The sequence below is a fragment of the Streptomyces sp. NPDC058701 genome, assembly GCF_042715295.1.
In the GTDB taxonomy this organism is placed as follows: domain Bacteria; phylum Actinomycetota; class Actinomycetes; order Streptomycetales; family Streptomycetaceae; genus Streptomyces.
Map to the genome: position 1 here is coordinate 193,133 of NZ_JBHXSY010000002.1, position 24,396 is coordinate 217,528.

A 24,396-nucleotide genomic window follows, 5' to 3' on the forward strand; every position below is an offset into this window, starting at 1 on the left:
CGTGGTGGGACCATTACACAAAAGGGTGGGACTACTCCGTCCGGGTGCGGGGCACTCTCTGGGGTCGACTCCTTCACGGGCACCTCCGCCACCCCGCCGGTTTCGGCCATCGATACGCATTGGGCACAGCCTAATTTGGTAATTTGGATGCAACTTATCTACGGTGACCCCATGAGGCTGACCCGGTTCACCGATCTGGCACTGCGCGTCCTGATGCGCCTCGCCGTCGAGGAGACGGACCTCCCGACGACCCGGGACGTGGCGGCGACCATGGAGGTCCCGTACACCCACGCCGCCAAAGTGGTGGCCAGGCTGCAGCACCTCGGCCTGGTCGAGGCGCGGCGCGGCCGCGGCGGCGGGCTCACCCTGACCCCCGCCGGCCGCTCGGCGTCGGCGGGCGGGCTGGTGCGCGAGCTGGAGGGCGCGGGCGACGTCGTGGAGTGCGAGGGGAGCGCTCCGTGCCCGCTGCGGGGGGCCTGCATCCTGCGCGGGGCGCTGCGCCGCGCCCAGGAGGCGTTCTTCGCGTCACTGGACCCGCTGACGGTGAACGAGCTGGTGGCGGCCCCGACCGGCCCGGTCCTCCTGGGAATCTCGGGAGGTTCCGGCTCCCGGCCGGGCGGGGCCTGACCCCGGGGGCCGGTGGCCGGTTTCCACCGGAGACGGATCATCGGCACCAAGCCGATTCCCGCGATCGAACACACGTCCGCATCACCACACGGCTTCACACCTCTTGCGCTCTGACAGCGTCAAATGCGCATTTCAGATACCAGTAACCGAGGAGTCACCATGCTGTCCGAGAAGTCGACCGCGACCGTACGCGCCACCCTGCCCGCCGTCGGGGCGGCGATCGGCGACATCACGGAGCTCTTCTACACGAAGCTGTTCGCGGCGCACCCGGACCTCCTGCGCGACCTCTTCAACCGCGGGAACCAGGCCGCCGGCCTCCAGAAGCAGGCCCTCGCGGGCTCGATCGCCGCCTTCGCGACGCACCTCGTCGCCCATCCGGACCAGCGCCCCGACGTGATGCTGAACCGCATCGCCCACAAGCACGCCTCCCTCGGCGTGACCCGCGCGCAGTACCCGGTCGTCCACGAGCACCTCTTCGCGGCGATCACCGAGGTCCTCGGGGACGCCCTCACCCCCGAGGTCGCCGAGGCCTGGGACGAGGTGTACTGGCTGATGGCGAACGCCCTCGCCGCCCTCGAGGAGCGGCTCTACGCCGCCCGGCAGGTGGCCGCCGGCGACGTCTGGCGGGAGTGGACCGTGACCGGCCGGACCGAGGAGACCGCCGACTGCGCCACCTTCCGCATCGTCCCCGCGGACGGCGCCCCGGCGCCCGCGCACCTGCCCGGCCAGTACGTCTCCGTACAGGTCGAACTCCCGGACGGCGCCCGCCAGATCCGGCAGTACAGCCTGACCACCGCCCCCGGCGCCCCGACCCGCGCGATCACCGTCAAGCGGGTCCACGGCCGGACCGGCGGCGGACCCGACGGCGAGGTCTCCAACCACCTGCACGCCCGCGTCCGCGCCGGCGACTCCCTGCGCGTGTCCGCCCCGTACGGCGACCTGGTGCTGCACGACTCCGCCGCCCCGGTCCTGCTGGCCTCCGCCGGCATCGGCTGCACGCCGATGCTCTCGATGCTGGAGCACCTCGCCGACACCGGGCACGCCGCCCCCGTCACCGTCCTGCACGCCGACCGCAGCCCGGCCGACCACCCGCTGCGCGACGACCACCGGGCACTGACCCACAAGCTCGCCGACGCCTCGGCCCGGTTCTGGTACGAGGAGTCGGCCGGGCCGGGCGACGGCCAGGGCCGCCTGGACCTCCGCGACGTCCCGGTCGCGCCCGGCACCCGGGCCTACCTCTGCGGACCGCTGCCCTTCATGCGGTCGGCGCGCGAGCAGCTGCTCGCCAAGGGCGTCGCGGCCGCGGACATCCACTACGAGGTCTTCGGTCCCGACCTCTGGCTCGCCTCCGCGTGACACGTGGTGCGCCTGATCCGATCCGGACGTGTCCGGATCGCTTCGCACACCGTACGAACGCACTAGCCGCGGAAGGCCCGCCTCCACTACACCGGAGCGTAACGGATCGGACACACAGGGTGCCCGACCGTGCACCGCAACGAAGGAGGCGGCCATGGCCGCACCCATGTCCGCGGACCGGTTCCTCACCTCCCTGCGCGCCGAGGGCCTGACCGTCGTAGAGGTCGGCGCCTGGCGCACCCACAACCGCAACCACAAGGGCCCCTGGGGCCCGGTGCACGGCGTGATGATCCACCACACCGTCACCCGCGGCACCGCGCGGACCGTGGCGCTCTGCCGCGACGGCCGCTCCGACCTCCCCGGCCCGCTCTGCCACGGCGTCATCGCCAAGGACGGCCGGGTCCACCTGGTCGGCTACGGCCGCGCCAACCACGCGGGTTCCGGCGACTCCGACGTACTGGCGGCGGTGATCGCGGAAAAGCGGCTCCCCCCGGACCACGAGGCGAACACCGACGGAAACCGCCACTTCTACGGCTTCGAGTGCGAGAACCTCGGCGACGGCGAAGACCCGTGGCCGGCGGCCCAGCTCGACGCGATCTCCCGCACGGCGGCGGCCATCTGCCGCTTCCACGGCTGGACGGCCCGCTCGGTCATCGGGCACCTCGAATGGCAACCGGGCAAGGTCGACCCCAGAGGCTTCACGATGTCCGCGATGCGCACCCGCGTAGCGGAACGTCTGAAGTAACCCCGGAACCGGCCCCCTCACCCGAGGTACGGCCGGGAACGGCGCTCCAGGAAGTGGCGCACGCGCAGGCGCTGCGTGTGGTGCATGGGCAGCGCGTCGAGATCGGCCGGCGCCACAAACCGCAGTTCCGTGCTCTCGTCGGACAACGACAGCTCACCGCCCGTGATCCGGGCGGTGAAGCAGACGTTGAACTGTCGCCTGATCTCGCCGTCGCTGTACTCGATGACGTGCCGGGGGTCCGTGTACGTGCCGACCAGTCCCGTGATCTCCACGTCGAGGCCGGTCTCTTCCTTGACCTCACGGACGGCCGTGCCGGGCAGCGAGTCGCACAGGTCCATCCCTCCGCCGGGCAGCGCCCAGAGGTCGTTGTCCCGTCGCCGTTGCAGCAGGATGCGGCCGTCGCCGTCGGTGACCACCGCTGATGCGGCCACGACCATGCTGTTCGGCTCGGGCGCATGGGGATCGTCGTAGTACTCGGTCCGGGCCATCCGGTCATGCCTCCACAGGGCGTGCTGTCTCCCACACGGCATTGAAGCTGTCCGCGTAGGTGTCGAACATGCCGCCGGAGTCGTGGCGGCGGAGGTGCCACACGGGCGCACCGTACGCGTTCACACCCCAGACGTGGGCATTGACCAACACCTGATCATCAGCCCGGTACAAGCTGTTGTAGAGCGTCGTGCCGTGTGTCCGAAGCTCGATGCCCGGCACGCTCGCCAACGGCCGGTAGTGCAAGAGAGCGACGCGACAGCGGGATTCGATGCCGTGCCCGAACTTCTCTTCCTGCCCTCGCTGCTGGACGTTCTCGCTGTCCGCGTCGCCGACTGCGATGCGTACCGCGCACCCGTCGGCAGCACGCTCCCGCAGGAGGTCGTTCAGCCGGGGATACGCCTCGTGCAGGAACACCGCCGCGTAGACCAGGACGTCGATGCGCTCGCGCGCTGCCGCGAGGAGATCCACGTATCGCCGGGATTGTGGCAACAAGTCGAACAGCGGCATCCGTTCCCGGTGCCCGACCCCCCCGATCCAGCAGACCCGGACTGCGACGTGTGCGGGGCACTGGTCGCTCAGCGCACTGACTGCTACCGGCGCCGGGACCTCTCGGGGGTCGTGGACTGCAACGTGGAGATCCGCCAGCACCCGCACACGGAGGTGAGTCGATGACCCGCGCCGTGCTCCGCTACGTCCCCCACACGATCCGGCACGCCCCCGAAGGCGGGGTGACGTACGAGGCGTTCTGTGTCGCCGAGGGCTGTGGAGCCGAGTCCGGCGCTCACGACGAACAGGCGGACGCACAAGACTGGGCGCTCCGGCACGCCGGGCGGACGGGGCACGACCTGTTCAGCCGGGTGTTCACGGATCGCGCGCGCGTCACCCGCGAGACGTAGACCCCGGCCCGCTGGGCGACGGCGAGCAAGACAGCCCAGCGCGCCGGCTCCGGCCCCGCTCACACCACCCCAATGGCGTGGGCGGGGCTCTGACGTGCGACGGCACGGGCAGGAGCGCCCCACAATGGACGGGTGAACCGTCCCGCGAACCCTGACGTCCTGCTGCGGCCGCGCCCGCCCTCCCCGCTGCGGGAGGTCCGCGACGAGCGGTTCGACCGGCACGGCGTACGGCTGCTGCTGAAGCGGGACGACCTCGTGCACCCCGAGCTTCCCGGCAACAAGTGGCGCAAGCTCGCGCCCAATCTGCGGGCGGCGCTGGCGGCCGGGTGCGGGTCCCTGGTGACCTTCGGCGGCGCGTACTCGAACCACCTGCGCGCCACCGCGGCCGCCGGGCGGCTGCTGGGGCTGGAGACCGTCGGCATCGTACGCGGCGACGAACTCGCCGACCGGCCGCTGAACGACTCCCTCGCCCGCTGCGCGGCGGACGGCATGCGGCTGCACTTCGCCTCGCGCGCCGACTACCGGCACCAGGCCGAACCCCGGACGCGGGCCCGGCTGCTGGACGCGGCCGGTGCCACCGGCGCGTACGTGATTCCCGAGGGCGGCAGCAACGCCCTCGCCCTCCGGGGCTGCGCGGAGCTCGGCCGCGAGCTCCGGGGCGGGGCGGACGTGATCGCGGTGGCCTGCGGTACCGGCGGCACGCTCGCGGGGCTGGCCGCCGGGCTCGCGCCCGGGCAGCGGGCGCTGGGCGTTCCGGTCCTGGCGGGCGGCTTCCTGGAGGCGGAGATACGTTCCCTCCAGGAAAGCGCTTTCGGCGCCCCGGCCGGTGACTGGACCCTGGCGGAGGACTTCCACCACGGCGGCTACGCCCGCGTACCGGCCGCGCTGGAGGCCTTCGCCGCCGACTTCGGGACCCGCCACGGGGTCCCCGTCGAACGGGTCTACGTGGCCAAGCTCCTCTGGGCCCTGACGGAACTCACCGCCGCCGGCACCTTCGCCCCCGGCACCGCCCTGGCCGCGGTCGTCACCGGGCGGCCCTGGGCAGAGACCGCGGGGGAGGATCAGGCCGCCTCCTCGCGGTAGGCGGCCGCCTCCTCCAGGTCCAGGCGGCGCAACAGTACCCGGAGCATCTCGTCGTCGATGCGGCGCTGGTCGCGCAGGGCCACGAACACCTCCCGCTCGGCCTCGATCATGTCCCGGGCCAGGCGCCGGTAGACGTCGTCCGCCGACTCGCCCGTCTCCGCGTTGACCTCGCCGAGCCGCTCCCACACCGCGTTGCGGCGCCGTTCCAGGACCGTGCGGAGGCGGTCGGCGAGCGGCGGCGGCAGGGTCCGGTTCTCCGGCTCCTCAAGCAGCTCCCGCAGCCGTTCCTCCGCCGCCCGCGAGGCCTCGCTCTGCGCCTGCGCCTCCGCCAGCGTCTCCGCGTGCAGGTCCCGGGGCGGCAGCCGCAGCAGCCGGATCAGCGGCGGCAGCGTCAGCCCCTGCACGACCAGGGTGCCGATGACCGTGGTGAACGTCAGGAAGAGGATGAGGTTGCGGTGCGGCACGCCCATCGGGATGGAGAACGCGATGGCCAGCGAGACCACCCCGCGCATCCCCGCCCAGCCCACGATCACCGGCGCCTTCCAGGTGGTGTCCGGCTCCCTCCGGCGCACCCGCTCCGACAGCCACCTCGGCAGGAAGGTGGCCGGGAAGACCCACACGAAGCGCGCCACGACCACCGCGAGGAACACGAAGACCGCGTACCAGACCAGGGCCGTGCCCCCGTACTCGCCGAGGCCCTTGAGGACCACCGGCAGTTGGAGTCCGATCAGCGCGAAGACCACCGACTCCAGGACGAACGAGATCACCTTCCACACCGCCTCCTCCTGGAGCCGGGTGGCGAAGTCGACCTGCCAGTTCCGGTGCCCGAGGTACAGCGCCACCACGACCACCGCGAGGACCCCGGACGCGTGGACCCGCTCGGCCGCCGCGTACGCCACGAAGGGGATCAGCAGCGAGAGGGTGTTCTGCAGCAGGGGCTCCTTGAGCCGCGTGCGGAGCTGGTGGATCGGGACCATCAGCAGCAGGCCGACGCCGACCCCGCCCACCGACGCCAGCAGGAACTCGGCGATGCCGCCCGCCCAGCCCGCGCTCACCCCGACCGCCGCCGCGACGGCCACCTTGTAGGCGGTGATGGCGGTGGCGTCGTTGACGAGGGACTCGCCCTGGAGGATGGTCGTGATCCGGTGCGGCAGCCCGAGCTTGCGCGCGATGGCGGTGGCCGCGACGGCGTCCGGCGGCGCGATGACCGCACCGAGCACCAGCGCCACCGTCAGCGACAGGCCCGGGACCACCAGGTACGCCGCGTAGCCGACGGCGAGCGTCGCGAAGAGCACGTACCCCACCGAGAGCAGTCCGATGGGTCGGATGTTCGCCCGCAGGTCCAGGTACGAGCTGTCCACGGCGGCCGTGTGCAGCAGCGGCGGGAGCAGCAGCGGCAGCACGATGTGCGGGTCCAGGACGTACGACGGCACGCCGGGGACGTACGCGGCCACCAGCCCGACGGCGACCAGCAGCAGCGGTGCCGGAACCGGGGTGCGGCGGGCCAGCCCCGCCACGACCGCACTGCCGGCGACCAGCGCCACCAGCGGCAATACCTCCATGGAAGATCCATCCCATCCGTCGCGCGCGCCCACCCTGGTCGTACGCTGGCCATCATGAGCGAGTGCACCCACGTTGCCGAACTGCCGCGCCCCGAGCCCATCCCCTCTGCCCAGACCTGCCCGGAATGTCTGGCGGTCGACAGCCATCCCGTGCAGTTGCGGATGTGCCTGGGGTGCGGCCACGTGGCCTGTTGTGATTCCTCCCCCTTCCGGCACGCCTCCGCGCACCACCGGGAGACCGGCCATCCGGTGATGCGGAGCTTCGAGCCGGGCGAGACCTGGCGCTGGTGTTTTGTCGACGGTTCGATCGTCTGAGGTGGGGTAGGTCAACCCTCCGCCGGTTCCCCCGATTTGACCCCGCAGACCCCTAGCCACTGTGCGTACCCATGGGCTTACCATCAGTCACTGGCCGTGCGGAGGGTGCTCACAGCGGGCGCCGCGAGGGGTGCCGCGACACGATCACCCGGATCGCGATAGCGTCACCGGCGAACAGAGCTCGTACCACCTTGGAGGTGAGGGTGTCCCAGATCGCAGGCGAGCCCGGGACCCAGGACTTCGTGGAAGTCCGGCTGCCCGCTGCGGGTGCCTACCTGTCGGTGCTGCGAACGGCCACGGCCGGCCTCGCGGCACGTTTGGACTTCACCCTCGACGAGATCGAGGACCTCCGCATCGCGGTGGACGAAGCCTGCGCGATCCTGCTCCAGCAGGCCGTGCCCGGCTCCGTCCTCAGCTGCGTCTTCCGGCTGATCGACGATTCGCTGGAAGTGACCGTCTCGGCACCCACGACGGACGGGCGCGCTCCCGAGCGCGACACGTTCGCGTGGACGGTCCTGTCGGCGCTGGCCGGCAAGGTCGAGGCCACGGTCGAGGAGAACAAGACAGTGAGCATCAGCCTCTACAAACAACGCGGCGCGGGACCAGGACCGGCGTGAGCGGCGGGGAGATCCCGGTGCGGGGCGGGGATCGGCCCCGGGTACGGCACGAGGTCGACGGCGGCATCCCGGAACAGCAGCACGCCCGGCCGCACCCGGCGGAGACGGATGCGGAAGACGGCTTTTTGGACTCGGCGGAGCGACGGGCGGGCCCTATGAGCGACAACCAGCACGAAGAACCACAGCCATCACAGCCACCCGAGGCCGCTGCCACGGCCCCGGAGGCCCCTCCGGCACCGGTGTTCCACGCGGCACCGGCCCTGCCGGACCCGCGCGACCGCAGCGGCGCGCGGGCCCTGTTCATCGAGCTGCGGGCCCTGCCCGACGGGTCGGTGGAGAAGGCGGAGCTGCGCAACCGGCTGGTGCGGATGCACCTGCCGCTGGTCGAGCACCTGGCTCGGCGGTTCCGCAACCGCGGTGAGCCGCTCGACGACCTGACGCAGGTCGCGACGATCGGTCTGATCAAGTCGGTGGACCGGTTCGACCCGGACCGCGGCGTCGAGTTCTCCACGTACGCCACGCCCACCGTGGTCGGTGAGATCAAGCGCCACTTCCGCGACAAGGGCTGGGCGGTACGGGTGCCGCGGCGCCTGCAGGAGCTGCGGCTCTCGCTGACCACCGCCACGGCCGAGCTGTCCCAGCAGCACGGCCGCTCCCCCACGGTGCACGAACTGGCCGAGCGGCTGGGGATCTCCGAGGAGGAGGTGCTGGAGGGGCTGGAATCGGCCAATGCCTACAGCACGCTCTCCCTGGACGTCCCGGACACCGACGACGAGTCGCCGGCGGTCGCGGACACCCTGGGCTCGGAGGACGAGGCCCTGGAGGGGGTCGAGTACCGGGAGTCCCTCAAGCCGCTGCTGGAGGGGCTGCCGCCGAGGGAGAAGCGCATCCTGCTGCTCCGGTTCTTCGGCAACATGACCCAGTCGCAGATCGCCCAGGAGGTCGGCATCTCTCAGATGCACGTCTCCCGGCTGCTGGCCCGCACCCTGGCCCAGCTGCGGGAGAAGCTCCTCGTCGAGGAGTGACCCCCGCCACGGGAGGTCGTACGGGTTATCGGGCCTCTTCCCGGGGCCCGATCCCGAGGGCCCGCGTGGCCGTCGGGTTCACCAGCAGCACGACGACGGCCACGGCGGCCACCGCCAGGACGGCCGCGGCTGCGATCATCGCGCCGCCCGCGCCGTACAGGGTCCAGGCCACCGGGAACGCCAGCAGCTGCGTGATCAGCGCCGGGCCGCGGCTCCAGCGGCGGCCCAGCCGCAGCCCGCGGGCCGCCACCAGCGGCAGCGCGGCGAGCGCGAGCAGCGTGATCCCGCCCGTCTCGGCCTGCTGCGGGGAGTCGGGGTCCCCGGCGATGCCCACGAACAGCATGTAGACACCGAGGCCGGCCAGGGCCAGGCCCTCCAGGGCGGTGAGCGCGGCGGCGGCGGTCAGCCGCCCGGGCGGCGCGGGGGTCTCGGCGGCGGCGGTGGCGGGGGCGCTCTGGGGCTGCTTCGTACTCACCCCAGCAGCGTAGCCGCGGGCCGGCGGGCCCGGAGGGGACGGCCAGTCGGCTCGGCATATGAAGGGGTGGGTAGTCTGGCGCTCATGCGTGCACTTCTCGTGGCCAACCCAGCAGCGACGACGACCAGTGCGCGCACGCGTGACGTCCTGACCCACGCCCTGGCCAGCGAGATGAAGCTGGAAGCGGTGACGACCGAGTACCGGGGCCACGCCCGGGACCTGGGCCGCAGGGCGGCGGAGAGCGGCATGGACCTCGTCGTGGCCCTCGGCGGCGACGGCACGGTCAACGAGGTGGTCAACGGGCTCCTGCACCACGGGCCCGACCCGGAGCGGCTGCCCGGGCTGGCGGTGGTTCCCGGCGGCTCCACCAACGTGTTCGCCCGGGCCCTCGGCCTGCCCAACGACGCGGTCGAGGCGACCGGCGCCCTGCTGGACGCGCTGCGGGAGCAGCGCGAGCGGACGGTGGGCCTGGGTCTGGCGGCCGGCACCCCGGGCACGGAGGACGAGTCCGTTCCGGCGCGCTGGTTCACTTTCTGCGCGGGCTTCGGCTTCGACGCGGGCGTCGTGGGCCGGGTCGAGCAGCAGCGGGAGCGGGGCAAGCGTTCGACCCACGCCCTGTACGTACGGCAGCTGCTGCGGCAGTACCTGGAGGAACCGAACCGGCGGCACGGCACGGTCACCCTGGAGCGCCCCGGCGCGGATCCGGTGCCGGACCTGGTGCTGTCGATAGTGTGCAACACCTCCCCGTGGACGTATCTGGGCAATCGTCCGCTTTACGCCTCACCGGAGGCGTCGTTCGATACCGCGCTTGACGTATTGGCACTCAATCGTTTGTCAACTCCGGCGGTCGCCCGGTACGCCACACAGCTCCTGACCTCGACTCCTGAGCGGGGTCCACACGGCAAGCACGCCGTGTCTCTGCACGATCTGACGGACTTCACCTTGCATTCGAAGGTGCCGCTTCCGTTCCAGATGGACGGTGACCACCTCGGCCTGCGGACCAGCGTTCAGTTCACAGGCGTACGCCGCGCACTGCGTGTGATTGTGTGAGTGGAAGGGCCTAAAGTCCTTTCACTCGAACGTTTACACGCTGGTACACCCCTAGGAACTAGGGCTGTGACCTAGTAGACACCGACGAATCAAAAAAAACTTTCCGGAAGGGGTTGTATCCCCGTCCGAGGTTTGCGAATCTCTACATGGCGGTTGGGACAGCCCGCACAACCCGGCACCCACACAGACCGCCAGAACCCCTCCACGAATCCTGACTCCGGGCAACCGGGCGGTCGACCTTCCCTCACGGGGGGATTCGTGAAAGCGTTCACATTCACAAGCAACCTGCCCGCAATACAAGGAGATGGAGCAGCCATGGACTGGCGTCACAACGCCGTTTGTCGTGAGGAAGACCCGGAACTCTTCTTCCCCATCGGCAACACCGGTCCTGCGCTGCTGCAGATCGAGGAAGCCAAGGCCGTCTGCCGCCGCTGCCCCGTCATGGAGCAGTGCCTGCAGTGGGCGCTCGAGTCCGGCCAGGACTCCGGTGTCTGGGGCGGTCTGAGCGAGGACGAGCGCCGCGCGATGAAGCGCCGCGCCGCTCGCAACCGGGCGCGCAACGCAAGCGCCTGACAACGACTTTCGAGCCTCGACGCGCAGCGCGTAGTACCTGCCACAAGCGCTTAGCAACGTGCTCTTGAGCCCCGGACCGGGACGATTCGGTCCGGGGCTCAGTGCTGTCCGGAGTCCCCTCCGGGCGGGGTACCGTCACAGCGCGTGACGGTACCGCCGCTACTTCTGCGGGCTGGACGGCAGGTCGAGCACGACCTTGGTGCCGCGCGGCTCGGCCCGGAGCATGTCGAACGTGCCGCCGAGCTCCCCCTCCACCAGGGTCCGTACGATCTGCAGCCCGAGGTTGCCGGCCCGCTGCGGGTCGAACCCCTCGGGCAGACCGCAGCCGTCGTCGAGCACCGTGATCAGCAGTCGGCCGTCCGTGCGGCCGACGCCGGTGCGGGCCGCGGACACCTCCACGGTGCCGCCCTCCCCCTGGGTGAAGGCGTGCTCCAGGGCGTTCTGCACCACCTCGGTCAGCACCATCGACAGGGGGGTGGCGACCTCCGCGTCCAGGATCCCGAACCGCCCGGTGCGGCGGCAGTCGACCCGGCCCGGGGAGATCTCCGAGACCATCGCGATCACCCGGTCGGCGATCTCGTCGAACTCGACCCGCTCGTCCAGGTTCTGAGACAGCGTCTCGTGCACGATCGCGATCGAACCGACGCGCCGCACCGCCTCGTCGAGCGCCTCGCGGCCCTGCGGCGAATCCATGCGGCGGGCCTGGAGGCGCAAGAGGGCGGCCACCGTCTGGAGGTTGTTCTTCACCCGGTGGTGGATCTCCCGGATGGTCGCGTCCTTGGTGATCAATTCGCGTTCGCGACGGCGTAGTTCCGTGACGTCGCGGCAGAGCACCAGGGAGCCGATGCGGGTCCCCTTCGGCTTCAGCGGGATCGCGCGCAGCTGGATGACCCCGCCGTTGCCCTCGACCTCGGTCTCCCGCGGTGCCCAGCCGCTGGCCAGTTTGACCAGGGCCTCGTCGACGGGGCCGCGGGAGGGGGCCAGTTCTGTGGTCGTGTCGCCCAGGTGCTGGCCGACCAGGTCGGAGGCGAGGCCGAGCCGGTGGTAGGCGGACAGGGCGTTCGGGGACGCGTAGGTCACCACGCCGTCGACGTCGACCCGGATCAGGCCGTCGCCGACCCGCGGCGAGGCGTCCATGTCGACCTGCTGGCCGGGGAAGGGGAAGGAGCCGGCCGCGATCATCTGGGCCAGGTCGGAGGCGGACTGGAGGTAGGTGAGCTCCAGGCGGCTCGGTGTACGCACGGTGAGCAGGTTGGTGTTGCGCGCGATGACGCCCAGCACCCGTCCCTCACGCCGTACGGGGATCGACTCGACCCGGACCGGCACCTCCTCGCGCCACTCCGGGTCGCCCTCGCGCACGATCCGGCCCTCGTCGAGCGCCGCGTCGAGGAGCGGGCGGCGGCCGCGCGGGATCAGGTGGCCGACCATGTCGTCCTGGTACGAGGTCGGACCTGTGTTCGGGCGCATCTGGGCGACGGAGACGTACCGGCTGCCGTCGAGGGTGGGAACCCACAGCACGAGGTCGGCGAAGGACAGGTCGGAGAGCAGCTGCCACTCCGAGACCAGCAGGTGGAGCCACTCCAGGTCGGTTTCACTGAGAGCGGTGTGCTGGCGTACGAGGTCGTTCATGGAGGGCACGTGGCGAGCGTACCCCGGGTACGGCTGATGACTTTCCCCACGGCAATACCAAGGAGTATCCAGGAGCGGGCCCGGCGGCGTACTGTTGGAGGAAGTGACGGGATGTACGGTGCCGTCATTGGATGGACAGAACAGAATGGTCTAGTCCACAATTGCCTTAAGCTTCCGCCCTCCCCGCACAGGAGGACGGATCGAGGTAAGCCGCGCGCTCTGCCCTGACCGCGCAGGCCCCTCCCACCGGCCGCCGGGAACCGCACACCCGACGGCCGTAAGTACTCCGGGCTACGGTGCCGGATGGGCTGAGGGTCCCGTCCTGCACCGTGGCCCAGAGGAAACTCGCCCGCCGCGGATCACGCCCCGGCTCGCACCACTGCTGCGGATTACGCTCCCGCTCGCACTACCGCTCGGGACAGGCCCGCCCGCCGTGCCAGCGCCGCCACCGCCTCCAGCTCCTGCCGGGGCGCATGGCCGAGGGCGCGGTGAACACCCCGACCCGCCGCCTGTCGGCCGCCCTCGCCCCGCGCGGCATCACCGGGACCTCGGCGGGCCCCGGCATCACCGCGACCGGTCTGCACGCGACCCGGCTCGCGAACCCGCAGGCCCGCGCCCACTCGGCCTCCCGCTCAGACGCGACGAGCGGCCTCCGGCCGGCGCTCCTCCAGGGCGGTCGGGGGCGGCGTTCCCGGGAGGCCGGGGCCGGACTTCCGGATCACCATGGGGAAGAGGGCGCGGAGCCGGACACGGGGGGTCCAGCTCTGCTAGATTGGTCTATACCACAACACGCCCACACCTCTCAGATCGGCAGGCCCCGCGTGGAAGTTGTCATCGTCCCGGACGCCAAGGCAGGCGGCGAGCTCATCGCGGAGGCCATGGCCGCACTGGTCCGCCGCAAGCCCGACGCCCTGCTGGGCGTGGCGACCGGCTCCACCCCGCTGCCGATCTACGAGGCCCTCGCGGCCCAGGTCGCGGCCGGCCGGGTGGACGCCTCCCGGGCCCGGATCTGCCAGCTCGACGAGTACGTGGGCCTGCCCGCCGGGCACCCCGAGTCCTACCGCGCCGTCGTCCTGCGCGAGGTCGTGGAGCCGCTCGGCCTGTCCGAGTCCTCCTTCATCGGCCCCGACGGCTCCGCCGAGGACATCGTCGGCGCCTGCGAGGCGTACGACCGTGCCCTGACAGCCGCCGGCGGCGTCGACCTCCAGCTGCTGGGCATCGGCACCGACGGCCACATCGGCTTCAACGAGCCGTGCTCCTCGCTCGCCTCCCGCACCCGGATCAAGACGCTGACGGAGCAGACCCGCGTGGACAACGCGCGCTTCTTCGACAACGACATAGACCAGGTGCCGCACCACGTCATCACCCAGGGCATCGGCACCATCCTCGACGCCCGCCACCTGGTGCTGCTCGCCACCGGCGAGGGCAAGGCCGAGGCCGTCGCGCAGACCGTGGAGGGCCCGCTGTCCGCACTGGTCCCGGCCTCCGCCCTGCAGTTGCACCGGCACGCCACCGTCGTCGTGGACGAGGCGGCCGCCTCCAAGCTGAAGCTGGCGGACTACTTCCGCCACACGTACGCGAACAAGCCCTCCTGGCAGGGGCTGTAGCCCGTACGGCACCGAAGGGCCGGGCACCCCGTCAGGGGGCGCCCGGCCCTTTCGCGTCCCCTGACGGCCCGCCCCCCGCCCGCTCCCCCGGTCCCGCGGGTCGCGTTGGTGCGGGTCACCGGGTCGAGGACAACGACGGCAGGCCCTCCTTCCCCACCCGGCTGACCGTGCGGGAGGAAGGCCTGGCGGCGACGGACGGCGACGGAGCCGGGCACCCCCCGTGACGGGTTGCCCGGCTCCGCCGCGTACGGGTGCTACGCGCCGGCGATGACCTCGGCCGCGGCGCGGCCGCAGACGCGCGAGGCGCCGTGCGTGGCGATGTACAGGGCCCCGCGGGGCTCGGCCCGCGGCAGGCCCATCTCGACGACGACCGTGTCGGGGCGTGCCGCGACCAGCGCGTCCACGGCCTCGGCCATCCACGGGTGCCGATGGGCGTCGCGGACCACGGCGACGACCGTACGGTCCCCCGCGTCCGCCAGGACGTCAGCGGCGGCGGCCCCCTGCGGGTAGACGCCGGAGCCGGTTCCCGGGAGCAGCGCGGCCAGTTCGGCGGCCACGCCCCACGGGGTCTCGTCGCCGACCGCGATGTTCGCGACGGGCGCGAGCGTGGCCACGTACGGCGCCGTGAGCGGGGCCGGCGTGCCGGTGACGGCCACCGCCCGGCGGGCCGCCGTGAGCCCGATGCCGGACGTGCGGCTCCCCTCCGGCCGCGCGTCCGACCGGGCCGCGCCGGTCCATTCGGCCAGCGCGCGGACCCGGGCGGCGGCGTCGGCGAGCCGCTCCTCCGGGAGGGTCCCCTCGCGCACGGCGGCGACCAGCGCGTCGCGCAGCCGGAGCACGGTGGCCTCGTCGGCCAGGCCTCCGCCCACGCAGATGGCGTCGGCGCCGGCCGCGATGGCCAGGACCGAGCCGCGCTCGATGCCGTACGTCCCGGCGATGGCGTGCATCTCCATGCCGTCGGTGACGATCAGCCCCTCGTAGCCGAGCTCCTTGCGCAGCAGGCCGGTCAGGATCTGCGGGCTGAGGGTGGCGGGTCGGGTCGGGTCGAGGGACGGCACCAGGATGTGCGCGCTCATCACGGCCTTCGTACCGGCCGCGACGGCCGCCTTGAAGGGGACGAGCTCGCGGGCCTGGAGGGTGCCCAGGTCCACGTCGATGCGCGGCAGTGCGTGGTGCGAGTCGACGTTGGTGTCGCCGTGGCCCGGGAAGTGCTTGGTGCAGGCGGCGACGCCGGCGGCCTGGAGGCCCTCGACGTAGGCGGCGGTGTGCCGGGCGGAGAGGTGGGTGTCGGCCCCGAAGGAGCGTACGCCGATCACCGGATTGTCCGGGTTGGAGTTGACGTCCGCGGACGGGGCCCAGTTGAGGTTGACCCCGCACTCGGCGAGCCGCAGGCCCAGCTCGTGGGCGACGGCGCGGGTCAGGTCGGTGTCGTCGACGGCGCCGAGGGCCAGGTTGCCGGGGAAGGAGGAGCCGCCGCGGACCTCCAGGCGGGTGACGTCGCCGCCCTCCTCGTCGATGGCGACCAGGACCTCGCCCCGCTCGGCGCGCAGCTGCGCGGTGAGCGCGGCGAGCTGATCGGGCGAGGTGATGTTGCGGCCGAAGAGGCCGACGGCGGTGAGGCCTTCGGCGACCTGGCGCAGCAGCCAGGAGGGGGCGGTCGTGCCCTCGAAGCCGGGCTGGAGGACGGCGAGCGCGTCGCGGGTCACCGTATCGGTGCGGTGCGCAAGGACAGTCATGGCGGCCGTTATCCCTTCACGGCGCCGGCGGTCATGCCACCGACGGCCTTGCGCTGGAGGAAGATGAAGATGACGAGCACCGGAACCGCGAAGAGCGAGGAGGCGGCCATCGTGGCGCCCCAGTCGTTGCCGAAGGCGCTCATGAACTCGGTCAGCCACAGGGGGAGGGTCTGCGCGGACTTGTCCTTGTTCAGGATCAGGACCATCGCGAACTCGTTCCAGGCGGTGATGAAGCCGAAGAGCGAGGTGGACATCAGGCCGGGGGCCAGCAGGGGGAAGATCACCTTGCGGAAGGCCTGGCCGCGGGTGCAGCCGTCGATCTGGGCGGCCTCCTCCAGCGTCACCGGGACGGCGGCGATGAAGCCGCGCAGGGTCCAGATGGTGAAGGGGAGGATCATCACGAAGTAGATCGCGGTCAGCAGCGGGAGGCTGTTCAGCATCTCGCTGTCGCGGGCGATCATGTACATCGCAATGACCATGACCTCCCAGGGGGCCATCTGCGCCATCATCACGGTCAGGACGAGGCCCTTGCGGCCCTTGAACCTCATCCGGGCGATCGCGAAGCTCGCGGCGAGGGCGACGAGCAGCGAGAGCAGGACGGCTCCGACGGTCACCAGGACGCTGTTGGAGACGTACGTCCAGAAGTTCTCGACCCCGGTGGCCTTGGTGAAGTTGTCCATCGTCGGGGTGAAGAAGAAGACCGGGTCCTTGGCGAGCATCTGGTCGGCGGGCTTGAGCGCCGACGAGAACATCCAGTAGACCGGGAAGACGAAGACGAGTGCCAGGAGCAGCGCGCCGACGTTCTTGGCCACGGCTGCGGGCCGGACCGGCCGGCGGGTGCGGAGCCGCTGCGCGGGCTTCGCGGACGGGGCCGCGGGCGCGGGCTTCGGGGCGGTGGTCGTGCTCACTGCTCCTCCTCCTGCTTCAGGATCAGGCGGAAGTAGAAGGACATGACGATCACGAGGATGAGGATCGTCAGGACGGAGATCGCGGCGGCGAGGCCGTAGTGGGCCTGGCTCTGGCCCTCGACGTAGGCGAAGACCGGGAGGATCTCGGAGGCGCGGTCGGGGCCGCCCTTCTTCATCGCGTACACCTGGGTGAAGGCCTTGAAGACCCAGATCACCTCGAGGAAGGTGGTGATGAGGAAGAAGGGCTTGAGGTTCGGGAAGACGATCTTCCAGAAGGTCTGCCAGCCGTTGGCGCCGTCCATCCGGGCGGCCTCGTACAGTTCGCCGCCGACCGTGGTCAGTCCCGCGTACATGTTGAGGGCCACGAAGGGGATGGAGCCCCAGACCACCAGGATCGTGACGATCGTCAGGGTGGAGAGGCCGGTCTCGAACCAGTTGTGCTGCTCGTAGCCGGAGAAGCCGGCGGTGCGCATCACCCAGTTCATGACGCCGAACTGCTCGTCGAACAGCCACTGGAAGACCTGGACGGAGGCGACGATCGGCATGGCCCAGGCCATGACCAGTGCCATCGACAGGACGAGGCGCATCCACGTGCCGAGGCGGTTGAGCAGGATGCCGATGAGGCTGCCGAGCACCATGATCAGCAGCACGTTGGCGAAGGTGAAGGCGAAGCTTCGGACGACGACGGTCCAGAACGTCGTGTCGCCGAGCAGCTCGGTGTAGTTGGAGAACCCGGCGAACGGGTACTTCCGCTGGATGAACTCGATCTTGTTGATGTCCTGGAAGGACAGGATCACGTTCTTGATCAGCGGGTACAGCAGGAGCGTCGCGAGGCTGAGCACCGCGGGCCCGACCAGCAGATAGGGCAGCCACCCCGTGGGGAGCGACCTTCTGCCACCGCGAGGAGTCGTATGGCTGGAGCCGGGTGCGGTCACGGGCACCCTGGGCGGCCGTCCGGCGGACTTCGGTGGTGCGTCCTGTGGAGCGCTGGTCGTCGCTCCCTGGGAGTGCACGGTCATGGCTTGGCTTCCTCGCGGTTGACTGTGGAGTCAAATGCGCGACCGGGGGCACGGCAGGCGCCCGGGCGCCTGCCGCACCCCCCGGTGCGTTCACACTGCTGGGTCGTGCGGGTACTGCCGGGTGGGACTACTTGTTGATGCGGTTCGCGATTTCCTTGTCCGCTTCCGCGCCCGCCTTGGCGGCGTCCTCACCCTTCAGGACCTTGGTCATGAACTCCTTGATGGGGTTCGGCTCGGTCTCGACGTTCGCCCAGCCGGCCGTGACCGGGGTGATCTTGCCGTTGAGGCCGGCCTTGGCCATGGCCTCGGCGAAGGAGCCCGCCGGGGCGGCGAAGTTCGCACTGGCCTGGTTCGGCAGCAGCGCGCCCTTGGTCTCGGCGGCGTACTTGGTCATCTGGTCCTTGCCGGCGGCGAGGGCCAGCCACTCCTTGGCGAGCTCCTTGTTCTTGGAGCGCTCGGCGACCGCGAGGTTCGAGCCGCCGAGGAAGACGGTGCCGGACTTGTCGGCGGTCTTGCCCGGGATCGGGAAGTAGCCGAAGTCGGCTTCCTTGCCCGCTTCCTTCAGCGCCTTCTCGGCACCGCCGGCCTCCCAGCCGAGACCGATCCAGGAGGCGACGCCGCCCTTGGGGACGATGTCGGTGGACTGCTGCGGGGTGGCCTCGTCCTTGTCCTTGGGCGCGGTGGAGAACGACTGGAGCTTCTTGTAGAAGTCCATCGCGGAGGCGGCCTGCGGGGTGCCCAGCTGGCCCTTCCACTTGTCGCCGTCCTTGACGGCGAGGTCGGCGCCCTCGTCCCAGACGAAGCCCGCGAGGACGTACCAGCTCTGGCCGGGCAGGTAGATCGGCTGCGAGGCCGGGTCCGAGGCCTTCAGCTTCTCGAGGCCGGCGACCCACTCGTCACGGGTGGTGGGCGGGGTGATGCCGGCCTTGGCGTAGGCCTTCTTGTCGTAGATGACGACGCGGTTGGCCGCGTACCACGGGGCGGAGTAGAGCTTGCCGTCGACCTCGGCCGAGGCGAGCATGCTCTTCTGCCAGGCGTCGGCACCGAGCTTGGCCTTGTCGCCGGACAGGTCGGCGAGTCCGCCGGTGACCGCGTAACCGGCGGTCTGGGTGTTGCCGAGCTCCAGGACGTCGGGCGGGGTGTTCTCGGAGAGGGCGGTGGTGATCTTCTCCTGGATCCCGGTCCACTTCTGCTCTTCGACCTTGACCGTGACACCGGGGTGCTTGGCCGAGAACTCCTTGTTGACCTCGTCGATCCAGGCCTTGGGCGCCGAGCCGTCCATCATCCAGACGGTGATCTCCTTGGGGCCGGCCGCGTCGGTCTTGCCCTTGTCGTCGCCGCCGTTGCCGCACGCCGCGACTCCGACCATCATGCCCGCGACACTGACCGCCGCGATGAGCTTGCGCTTCACGCCACCCTCCTCAGGGATGCTGCCTGCAACTTCCCTCGCCCACCGCGGTGACGTACCAAGTACTCCCGTGGGGCCGGGATCTGATCCATATTGGTTTAGACCAGTAGCTGGAGCTTGGCCTAGACCTTTAGGGGTGTCAAGGGTCTAATGAGCGGGTGCTCGGTCCGTTATCGGACCGACACCTGGGCAGAGAGAAGGCCCGTCCCCCCACACGTGTCACGATGTGACCGCACATATCGGAGGAGCCGGTGACGGCAGCGAAACTGGAGTCGGGAAGGCGGGCGGCGATGGCCACCGAAGGGGCACTCACGGAGCCGGAGGGCGGGGCCGCGACCCGCACGGCACGTGTACCCAAGTACTACCGACTCAAGCGGCACTTGCTCGACATGACCGAGACCCTGCCGCCCGGCACACCGGTACCGCCGGAGCGCACGCTCGCGGCCGAATTCGACACCTCCCGGACGACCGTCCGGCAGGCTCTGCAGGAGCTCGTCGTGGAGGGCCGCCTGGAGCGCATCCAGGGCAAGGGCACCTTCGTCGCCAAGCCGAAGGTCTCCCAGCCGCTCCAACTCTCCTCCTACACCGAGGACATGCGGGCCCAGGGGCTGGAACCGACCTCCCAGCTCCTCGACATCGGGTACGTGACGGCCGACGACACCCTCGCCGGACTCCTCAAGATCACCACCGGTGGACGGGTCCTGCGCATCGAGCGGCTGCGCCTGGCCAGCGGCGAGCCGATGGCCATCGAGACCACGCACCTGTCGGCCAAGCGCTTCCCCGCACTGCGCCGTTCGCTGGTCAAGTACACCTCCCTCTACACCGCCCTCGCGGAGGTGTACGACGTCCGGCTCGCCGAGGCGGAGGAGACCATCGAGACCTCGCTGGCCACCCCGCGCGAGGCCGGCCTGCTCGGCACCGACGTCGGACTGCCGATGCTGATGCTGTCCCGGCACTCCCTGGACGCGGACGGCGAACCGGTGGAGTGGGTGCGCTCGGTCTACCGCGGCGACCGCTACAAGTTCGTGGCCCGCCTCCAGCGGCCGGCGGTCTGACGGCCGGGCGGCCCGCGAACCCCGCGGTCCGACCGCCCCGCCCACCCACCCGGCTGACTACCCGTCCGACCGTCCGGCCCCGCATCCGTACGTACCGGTATACGGACGGGGTCTTACGTTCACCGGGCAATCCCCCGTAGATTCCCTGCCGCTTACGCAGATGATCGACGAGGGGACGAAGGCCATGCCCAAATCGGAATCAACGGGAACAGAACGGGACGCGGCGAGTCCGGGCACCACGCAGGGCTCGCCCTCTCCCAAGTCCATCGCCGTGTGGGTGCTCGTCGGACTCGTCGGTGCCCTCGGCTGGGGAGTGCTGGCCCTCTCCCGCGGCGAGGAGATCTCGGCGGCGTGGCTCCTCGCCGCCGCACTGGGCTCGTACGCCATCGGCTACCGCTTCTACTCCCGCTTCCTCGCGCACCGCGTGCTGAAGGTGGACAAGACCCGGGCCACTCCGGCCGAACGCCTCGACAACGGTGTCGACTTCCACCCGACCGACCGCCGCGTGCTCTTCGGCCACCACTTCGCGGCCGTGGCCGGCGCCGGCCCGCTCGTCGGACCCGTGCTCGCCGCCCAGATGGGCTACCTGCCCGGCACGATCTGGATCGTCGCGGGCGTCATCTTCGCGGGCGCCGTCCAGGACATGGTGACGCTCTTCTTCTCCACCCGCCGTGACGGGCGCTCGCTGGGCCAGATGGCCCGGGACGAGATCGGTCCCGTCGGCGGCGCCGCCGCGCTGGTCGCCGTGTTCGCCATCATGATCATCCTGCTGGCGGTGCTGGCACTGGTCATCGTCAACGCCCTCGCCCACTCGCCGTGGGGCGTCTTCTCCATCGGCATGACCATCCCGATCGCCCTGTTCATGGGCTTCTACCTCCGCGTGCTGCGGCCCGGCCGGGTCACCGAGGTCTCCGTCATAGGGGTCGCGCTGCTGCTGCTCGCGATCGTCGCGGGCGGCTGGGTCGCCGAGTCCTCCCTCGCCGGGACCTTCACCCTGGAGAAGGAGACGCTCGTCGTCTGGATGGTCGCGTACGGCTTCGTCGCCTCCGTCCTGCCCGTGTGGATGCTGCTCGCGCCCCGCGACTACCTCTCCACCTTCATGAAGATCGGCACGATCGCGCTGCTCGCGCTGGGCGTGGTCATCGCGATGCCCACGCTGAAGATGCCCGCGGTCACCGAGTTCGCCGCCCGCGGCGACGGCCCGGTCTTCGCCGGCTCGATGTTCCCGTTCGTCTTCATCACCATCGCGTGCGGAGCCCTGTCCGGATTCCACTCGCTGGTCGCCTCGGGCACCACCCCGAAGATGATCCAGAAGGAGACCCAGGTCCGGGTCATCGGCTACGGCGCCATGCTGACCGAGTCCTTCGTCGCCATCATGGCGATGATCGCGGCCTGCATCATCGAGCCCGGCCTGTTCTTCGCCGTCAACTCGCCCCCCGGCGTCGTCGGCACCACCGTGGAGAGCGCCTCGCAGGCGGTGACGAACTTCGGCTTCGCCATCAGTCCGGAAGCCCTCGCGCAGGCCGCGAAGGACGTCGAGGAGACCAGCCTGCTCTCCCGTACCGGTGGGGCGCCGACCTTCGCACTCGGGATGTCGGAGATCTTCTCGGCCGTCATCGGCGGCGCGGGCATGAAGGCCTTCTGGTACCACTTCGCCATCATGTTCGAGGCGCTGTTCATCCTGACCACCGTCGACGCGGGCACCCGCGTGGGCCGGTTCATGCTCCAGGACACGCTCGGCAACGTGCACAAGTCCTTCAAGGACGTCAGCTGGAAGCCCGGCGTCTGGTTCGCGAGCGCCATCGTCGTCGGTGGCTGGGGCTACTTCCTGTGGGTCGGCGTCAAGGACCCGCTGGGCGGCATCAACCAGCTCTTCCCGCTGTTCGGCATCGCGAACCAGCTCCTCGCGGCGGTCGCCCTGGCCGTCTGCACCACCCTCCTGGTCAAGTCCGGGCGGCTCAAGTGGGCGTGGGTGACGGGCGTGCCGCTGGTGTGGGACGTGGCCGTCACCCTCACCGCCAGCTACCAGAAGATCTTCTCGGAGGACGTGAAGGTCGGCTTCTTCGCCCAGCGCGACAAGTACCAGGCCGGCATCGACGCCGACAAGGTCCTGCCGCCCGCGAAGACCATGGGCGAGATGGAGACCGTGGTCACCAACGCCACGGTGGACGGTGTGCTGTGCGTGCTGTTCGCGCTCCTGATCGTCATCGTGCTGGTGGACGCGGCCCGGACCTGCTTCAAGGCGATCGCCGACCCGGCGTCCGTGAAGCTGTCCGAGGTCCCGTGGACCGAGTCGAAGATCGTCGCCCCGGCCGGGCTGGTCCCGACCGCCGAGGAGCGGGCCGAACTCGCGGCCGCGGGCCTGGACTCCAGCGGCGGGCGGACCAGGGAACCGGTCGCATGAGCCCCGCGGCACCCGGCCGGAGCGGTACGGACGGAATCGGTACGGACGGGATCGGCGGCGAGCAGAGCGGCGCGGACGCGAGCGGCGGCGGCGGCGGCCGGAGCGGCGCGGACGCGAGCGGCGGCGGCCGGGCCGGCCCGGGGCGGCTGCACCGGGCGCTGGCCCGCGCCCGGTACTTCGTACGGGAGTTCTCCGGCGAGGCCGCGTACGACCGGTACGTCGCACACGCCCGCTCCCACGACCCCGACGCCGCGGTCCCGACCCGCCGGGCCTTCGAACGGGCTCGCACGGACGCCCGCGAGGCGGACCCCCGCAATGGCTTCCGCTGCTGCTGACCGGTGCCGCGCCGCCGAAGGCCCCGCCCACCGGGCGGGGCCTTCGGCCTTCAGCGGACCCAGTCCTTGAGGGGCTCGGTCCCGAGGGTGATGCCGACGGGCTCGGGGAGCCCGACGTCCATGCCGTACGGCACGGTGCGCACGTTCAGGTAGCGCCGCCCCTCGGGCTCGGTGTGGAGGGAGATCTCGCACTTGTCCCGGTCGATGAGCAGATAGACGGGGATGCCGGTCTCGGCATAGGCGCGGGGCTTCTCGATCCGGTCCCGCCGGTCGGTGTCGGAGTCCCACGAGGTCACTTCGACAGCCATGAGCACGGAGTCGGGTGCGGCCCACTCGCCCTGTCCGGCGAACGCGCCCGCGGGTGCCAGCACCGCATCGGGGATCGCCCGGCCGGCCCGGTACTGCTCCACCTTGAGCCCCTGCCCGGGATGCAGCCAGAGCTCGGGTCGGTGCTGCATACAGATCCGCGTGAGCCACTGAATGATCATTCCGTGGTCCCCATCAGGCACGGCCTTGCTCCTCAGGACCCCGTCGATGAACTCCAGCCGCGCACCCTCCATCTCGCGAGCCGCTATGCGCGCCACGGCTTCGAACTCCTCGGTGAGCATGTGCGGCCGGTCGATCATCGCGGTCATGCGGGCTCGCCTCCTTGGACGGTCTGCCTACGACGATAGCGCCGGGCACCGGTACCCGTCCTGCACACTCGACCGCATGGACATGGTGATCAGGGCGGCGCTGCCCGCCGAGTACGCGGAGCTGGGCGAGATCACGGCGCAGGCCTACCTCGCCGACGGGCATCTCGACGTGAACGAGAACGACGCCTACCTGAACGTCCTGCGCGACGTGGCCGGCCGGGCCGCCCTGGCCGAGGTGCTCGTCGCCGAGCGCGGCGGACGGATCCTCGGCGGCGTGACCTTCGCCCCGCCCGGAAGCCCGCTCGCCGACATCGCCGCCCCGGACGAGGCCGAGTTCCGGATGCTCGCCGTGGCCCGGGAGGGCCGCGGGCAGGGCGCCGGCGAGGCGCTGGTGCGGGCCTGCCTGGACCGGGCGCGGGCGATCGAGGGGGTTTCCGCGCTGGTCCTCTCCACCCAGCGGAGCATGGCCCGGGCCCACCGGATCTACTCCCGGCTCGGTTTCGAACGCACTCCGGAGCGGGACTGGGCGCCCGTCGAGGGCCTCACCCTGCTGACGTACCGGCTGAAGCTGTAGCCACGCCGACACAACATGTGGGGGCTTCCACAGAGGGGCGCCCCCACATGTATGCTCAGGGCTGCTGTCGCCGCAGGGGAATCCGGTGCGAATCCGGAACTGTCCCGCAACGGTATGAAGTGCACCGATTGGTGTATCCGCAAGTCCGAGGACCTGCCGACAGCGCACCCGGCTCGACCGAACCGGGTGCCGATACGTCCGGGCCTCGCGGTTGGGCCGGTGGACGCCATGCGGTGCACGAGCTGCCTGCCCTGCCCGGGCCGGCCCGTGCGC

The 24,396-nt window shown here is 71.0% G+C and carries 24 protein-coding genes, 1 pseudogene and 1 riboswitch; of the genes and pseudogenes, 15 read left to right on the plus strand and 10 right to left on the minus strand.

Annotated features, from left to right (window positions below; translation table 11 throughout):
- Positions 1–171: 171 nt before the first annotated feature.
- The 3 genes from ACFWW8_RS02695 (at position 172) to ACFWW8_RS02705 (ending at position 2,728) form a co-directional block, all read left to right on the plus strand.
- Positions 172–627 carry an RrF2 family transcriptional regulator gene (locus ACFWW8_RS02695; RefSeq protein WP_386522622.1) on the plus strand — a complete coding sequence of 152 codons (456 nt, stop codon included), beginning with the start codon at positions 172–174 and terminating at the stop codon, positions 625–627.
- A gap of 159 nt (positions 628–786) precedes the next feature.
- Complete coding sequence (locus ACFWW8_RS02700) at positions 787–1,983, plus strand: globin domain-containing protein (RefSeq protein WP_386522623.1); 1,197 nt, start codon at positions 787–789, stop codon at positions 1,981–1,983.
- A 154-nt stretch (positions 1,984–2,137) separates the two neighbouring features.
- A complete protein-coding gene (locus ACFWW8_RS02705; protein ID WP_386522625.1) occupies positions 2,138–2,728 on the plus strand; it encodes an N-acetylmuramoyl-L-alanine amidase in 591 nt (196 codons plus the stop codon).
- Between the two features lie 17 nt (positions 2,729–2,745).
- Here ACFWW8_RS02705 and ACFWW8_RS02710 read toward each other — a convergent pair whose 3' ends face one another.
- Together ACFWW8_RS02710 and ACFWW8_RS02715 are read right to left on the minus strand one after the other, a co-directional pair.
- Positions 2,746–3,216: an NUDIX hydrolase gene (locus ACFWW8_RS02710; RefSeq protein ID WP_386522627.1), complete on the minus strand. Its 471-nt coding sequence runs from the start codon at positions 3,214–3,216 to the stop codon at positions 2,746–2,748.
- A gap of 4 nt (positions 3,217–3,220) precedes the next feature.
- A pseudogene (locus ACFWW8_RS02715) lies at positions 3,221–3,688 on the minus strand (XRE family transcriptional regulator); the annotation flags it as partial.
- A gap of 197 nt (positions 3,689–3,885) precedes the next feature.
- Between ACFWW8_RS02715 and ACFWW8_RS02720 the strand changes: the two are divergent.
- The gene (locus ACFWW8_RS02720; RefSeq protein ID WP_386522629.1) at positions 3,886–4,113 is read left to right on the plus strand and encodes a hypothetical protein; all 228 of its coding nucleotides are present in this window, start codon (positions 3,886–3,888) and stop codon (positions 4,111–4,113) included.
- 132 nt (positions 4,114–4,245) lie between these two features.
- Positions 4,246–5,196, plus strand: coding sequence for a 1-aminocyclopropane-1-carboxylate deaminase/D-cysteine desulfhydrase (locus tag ACFWW8_RS02725; protein WP_386522631.1), 951 nt, complete (start codon positions 4,246–4,248; stop codon positions 5,194–5,196).
- Here the strand turns inward: ACFWW8_RS02725 and ACFWW8_RS02730 are convergent.
- Positions 5,175–6,758, minus strand: a complete 1,584-nt coding sequence (locus ACFWW8_RS02730) for a Na+/H+ antiporter (RefSeq protein WP_386522633.1) — start codon at positions 6,756–6,758, stop codon at positions 5,175–5,177. The two genes, ACFWW8_RS02725 and ACFWW8_RS02730, sit on opposite strands and share 22 nt — an antisense overlap.
- A gap of 54 nt (positions 6,759–6,812) precedes the next feature.
- On the opposite strand from ACFWW8_RS02730, the gene ACFWW8_RS02735 reads away from it, so the two are divergent.
- The 3 genes from ACFWW8_RS02735 (at position 6,813) to ACFWW8_RS02745 (ending at position 8,715) form a co-directional block, all read left to right on the plus strand.
- Positions 6,813–7,073 (plus strand): UBP-type zinc finger domain-containing protein, encoded by a 261-nt coding sequence (locus ACFWW8_RS02735; RefSeq protein ID WP_386522635.1) that lies wholly within the window; start codon positions 6,813–6,815, stop codon positions 7,071–7,073.
- Between the two features lie 203 nt (positions 7,074–7,276).
- A complete protein-coding gene (locus ACFWW8_RS02740; RefSeq protein ID WP_033218654.1) occupies positions 7,277–7,690 on the plus strand; it encodes an anti-sigma regulatory factor in 414 nt (137 codons plus the stop codon).
- Positions 7,691–7,707: 17 nt separating this feature from the next.
- The gene (locus tag ACFWW8_RS02745; RefSeq protein ID WP_386522990.1) at positions 7,708–8,715 is read left to right on the plus strand and encodes an RNA polymerase sigma factor SigF; all 1,008 of its coding nucleotides are present in this window, start codon (positions 7,708–7,710) and stop codon (positions 8,713–8,715) included.
- 25 nt (positions 8,716–8,740) lie between these two features.
- Here the strand turns inward: ACFWW8_RS02745 and ACFWW8_RS02750 are convergent, their stop codons facing one another.
- On the minus strand, positions 8,741–9,190 hold the full coding sequence (locus ACFWW8_RS02750; protein ID WP_386522639.1) for a hypothetical protein: 450 nt from the start codon (positions 9,188–9,190) through the stop codon (positions 8,741–8,743).
- An 84-nt stretch (positions 9,191–9,274) separates the two neighbouring features.
- Between ACFWW8_RS02750 and ACFWW8_RS02755 the strand changes: the two genes are divergently transcribed.
- Positions 9,275–10,240 (plus strand): diacylglycerol/lipid kinase family protein, encoded by a 966-nt coding sequence (locus ACFWW8_RS02755; protein WP_386522642.1) that lies wholly within the window; start codon positions 9,275–9,277, stop codon positions 10,238–10,240.
- A 315-nt stretch (positions 10,241–10,555) separates the two neighbouring features.
- On the plus strand, positions 10,556–10,813 hold the full coding sequence (locus tag ACFWW8_RS02760) for a WhiB family transcriptional regulator (RefSeq protein ID WP_003953983.1): 258 nt from the start codon (positions 10,556–10,558) through the stop codon (positions 10,811–10,813).
- Positions 10,814–10,972: 159 nt separating this feature from the next.
- On the opposite strand, the gene ACFWW8_RS02765 is transcribed toward ACFWW8_RS02760, so the two are convergent.
- A complete protein-coding gene (locus ACFWW8_RS02765; protein WP_386522993.1) occupies positions 10,973–12,442 on the minus strand; it encodes a sensor histidine kinase in 1,470 nt (489 codons plus the stop codon).
- A gap of 821 nt (positions 12,443–13,263) precedes the next feature.
- On the opposite strand from ACFWW8_RS02765, the gene nagB reads away from it, so the two are divergent.
- Complete coding sequence (nagB, locus tag ACFWW8_RS02770; RefSeq protein WP_386522644.1) at positions 13,264–14,049, plus strand: glucosamine-6-phosphate deaminase; 786 nt, start codon at positions 13,264–13,266, stop codon at positions 14,047–14,049.
- A 254-nt stretch (positions 14,050–14,303) separates the two neighbouring features.
- Here nagB and ACFWW8_RS02775 read toward each other — a convergent pair whose 3' ends face one another.
- From ACFWW8_RS02775 to ACFWW8_RS02790, 4 genes are all read right to left on the minus strand, one after another.
- Complete coding sequence (locus ACFWW8_RS02775) at positions 14,304–15,785, minus strand: glycoside hydrolase family 3 protein (RefSeq protein WP_386522647.1); 1,482 nt, start codon at positions 15,783–15,785, stop codon at positions 14,304–14,306.
- Positions 15,786–15,793: 8 nt separating this feature from the next.
- Complete coding sequence (locus ACFWW8_RS02780; RefSeq protein WP_386522996.1) at positions 15,794–16,597, minus strand: carbohydrate ABC transporter permease; 804 nt, start codon at positions 16,595–16,597, stop codon at positions 15,794–15,796.
- 92 nt (positions 16,598–16,689) lie between these two features.
- Complete coding sequence (locus tag ACFWW8_RS02785) at positions 16,690–17,712, minus strand: carbohydrate ABC transporter permease (RefSeq protein WP_386522650.1); 1,023 nt, start codon at positions 17,710–17,712, stop codon at positions 16,690–16,692.
- 127 nt (positions 17,713–17,839) lie between these two features.
- A complete protein-coding gene (locus ACFWW8_RS02790; RefSeq protein WP_386522652.1) occupies positions 17,840–19,123 on the minus strand; it encodes an extracellular solute-binding protein in 1,284 nt (427 codons plus the stop codon).
- 287 nt (positions 19,124–19,410) lie between these two features.
- Here ACFWW8_RS02790 and ACFWW8_RS02795 point away from each other — a divergent pair, with 287 nt between their 5' ends.
- The 3 genes from ACFWW8_RS02795 (at position 19,411) to ACFWW8_RS02805 (ending at position 22,914) form a co-directional block, all read left to right on the plus strand.
- On the plus strand, positions 19,411–20,175 hold the full coding sequence (locus ACFWW8_RS02795; RefSeq protein WP_267718382.1) for a GntR family transcriptional regulator: 765 nt from the start codon (positions 19,411–19,413) through the stop codon (positions 20,173–20,175).
- 184 nt (positions 20,176–20,359) lie between these two features.
- Positions 20,360–22,579 carry a carbon starvation CstA family protein gene (locus ACFWW8_RS02800; protein WP_386523000.1) on the plus strand — a complete coding sequence of 740 codons (2,220 nt, stop codon included), beginning with the start codon at positions 20,360–20,362 and terminating at the stop codon, positions 22,577–22,579.
- A gap of 146 nt (positions 22,580–22,725) precedes the next feature.
- Positions 22,726–22,914, plus strand: coding sequence for a CstA-like transporter-associated (seleno)protein (locus ACFWW8_RS02805; protein ID WP_386523003.1), 189 nt, complete (start codon positions 22,726–22,728; stop codon positions 22,912–22,914).
- 50 nt (positions 22,915–22,964) lie between these two features.
- Here ACFWW8_RS02805 and ACFWW8_RS02810 read toward each other — a convergent pair whose 3' ends face one another.
- The gene (locus ACFWW8_RS02810) at positions 22,965–23,549 is read right to left on the minus strand and encodes a Uma2 family endonuclease (RefSeq protein ID WP_386522655.1); all 585 of its coding nucleotides are present in this window, start codon (positions 23,547–23,549) and stop codon (positions 22,965–22,967) included.
- 76 nt (positions 23,550–23,625) lie between these two features.
- On the opposite strand from ACFWW8_RS02810, the gene ACFWW8_RS02815 reads away from it, so the two are divergent.
- Positions 23,626–24,123, plus strand: coding sequence for a GNAT family N-acetyltransferase (locus ACFWW8_RS02815; protein ID WP_386522658.1), 498 nt, complete (start codon positions 23,626–23,628; stop codon positions 24,121–24,123).
- 41 nt (positions 24,124–24,164) lie between these two features.
- Positions 24,165–24,299, plus strand: a riboswitch (cobalamin riboswitch).
- The last annotated feature ends 97 nt before the right edge of the window (positions 24,300–24,396 follow it).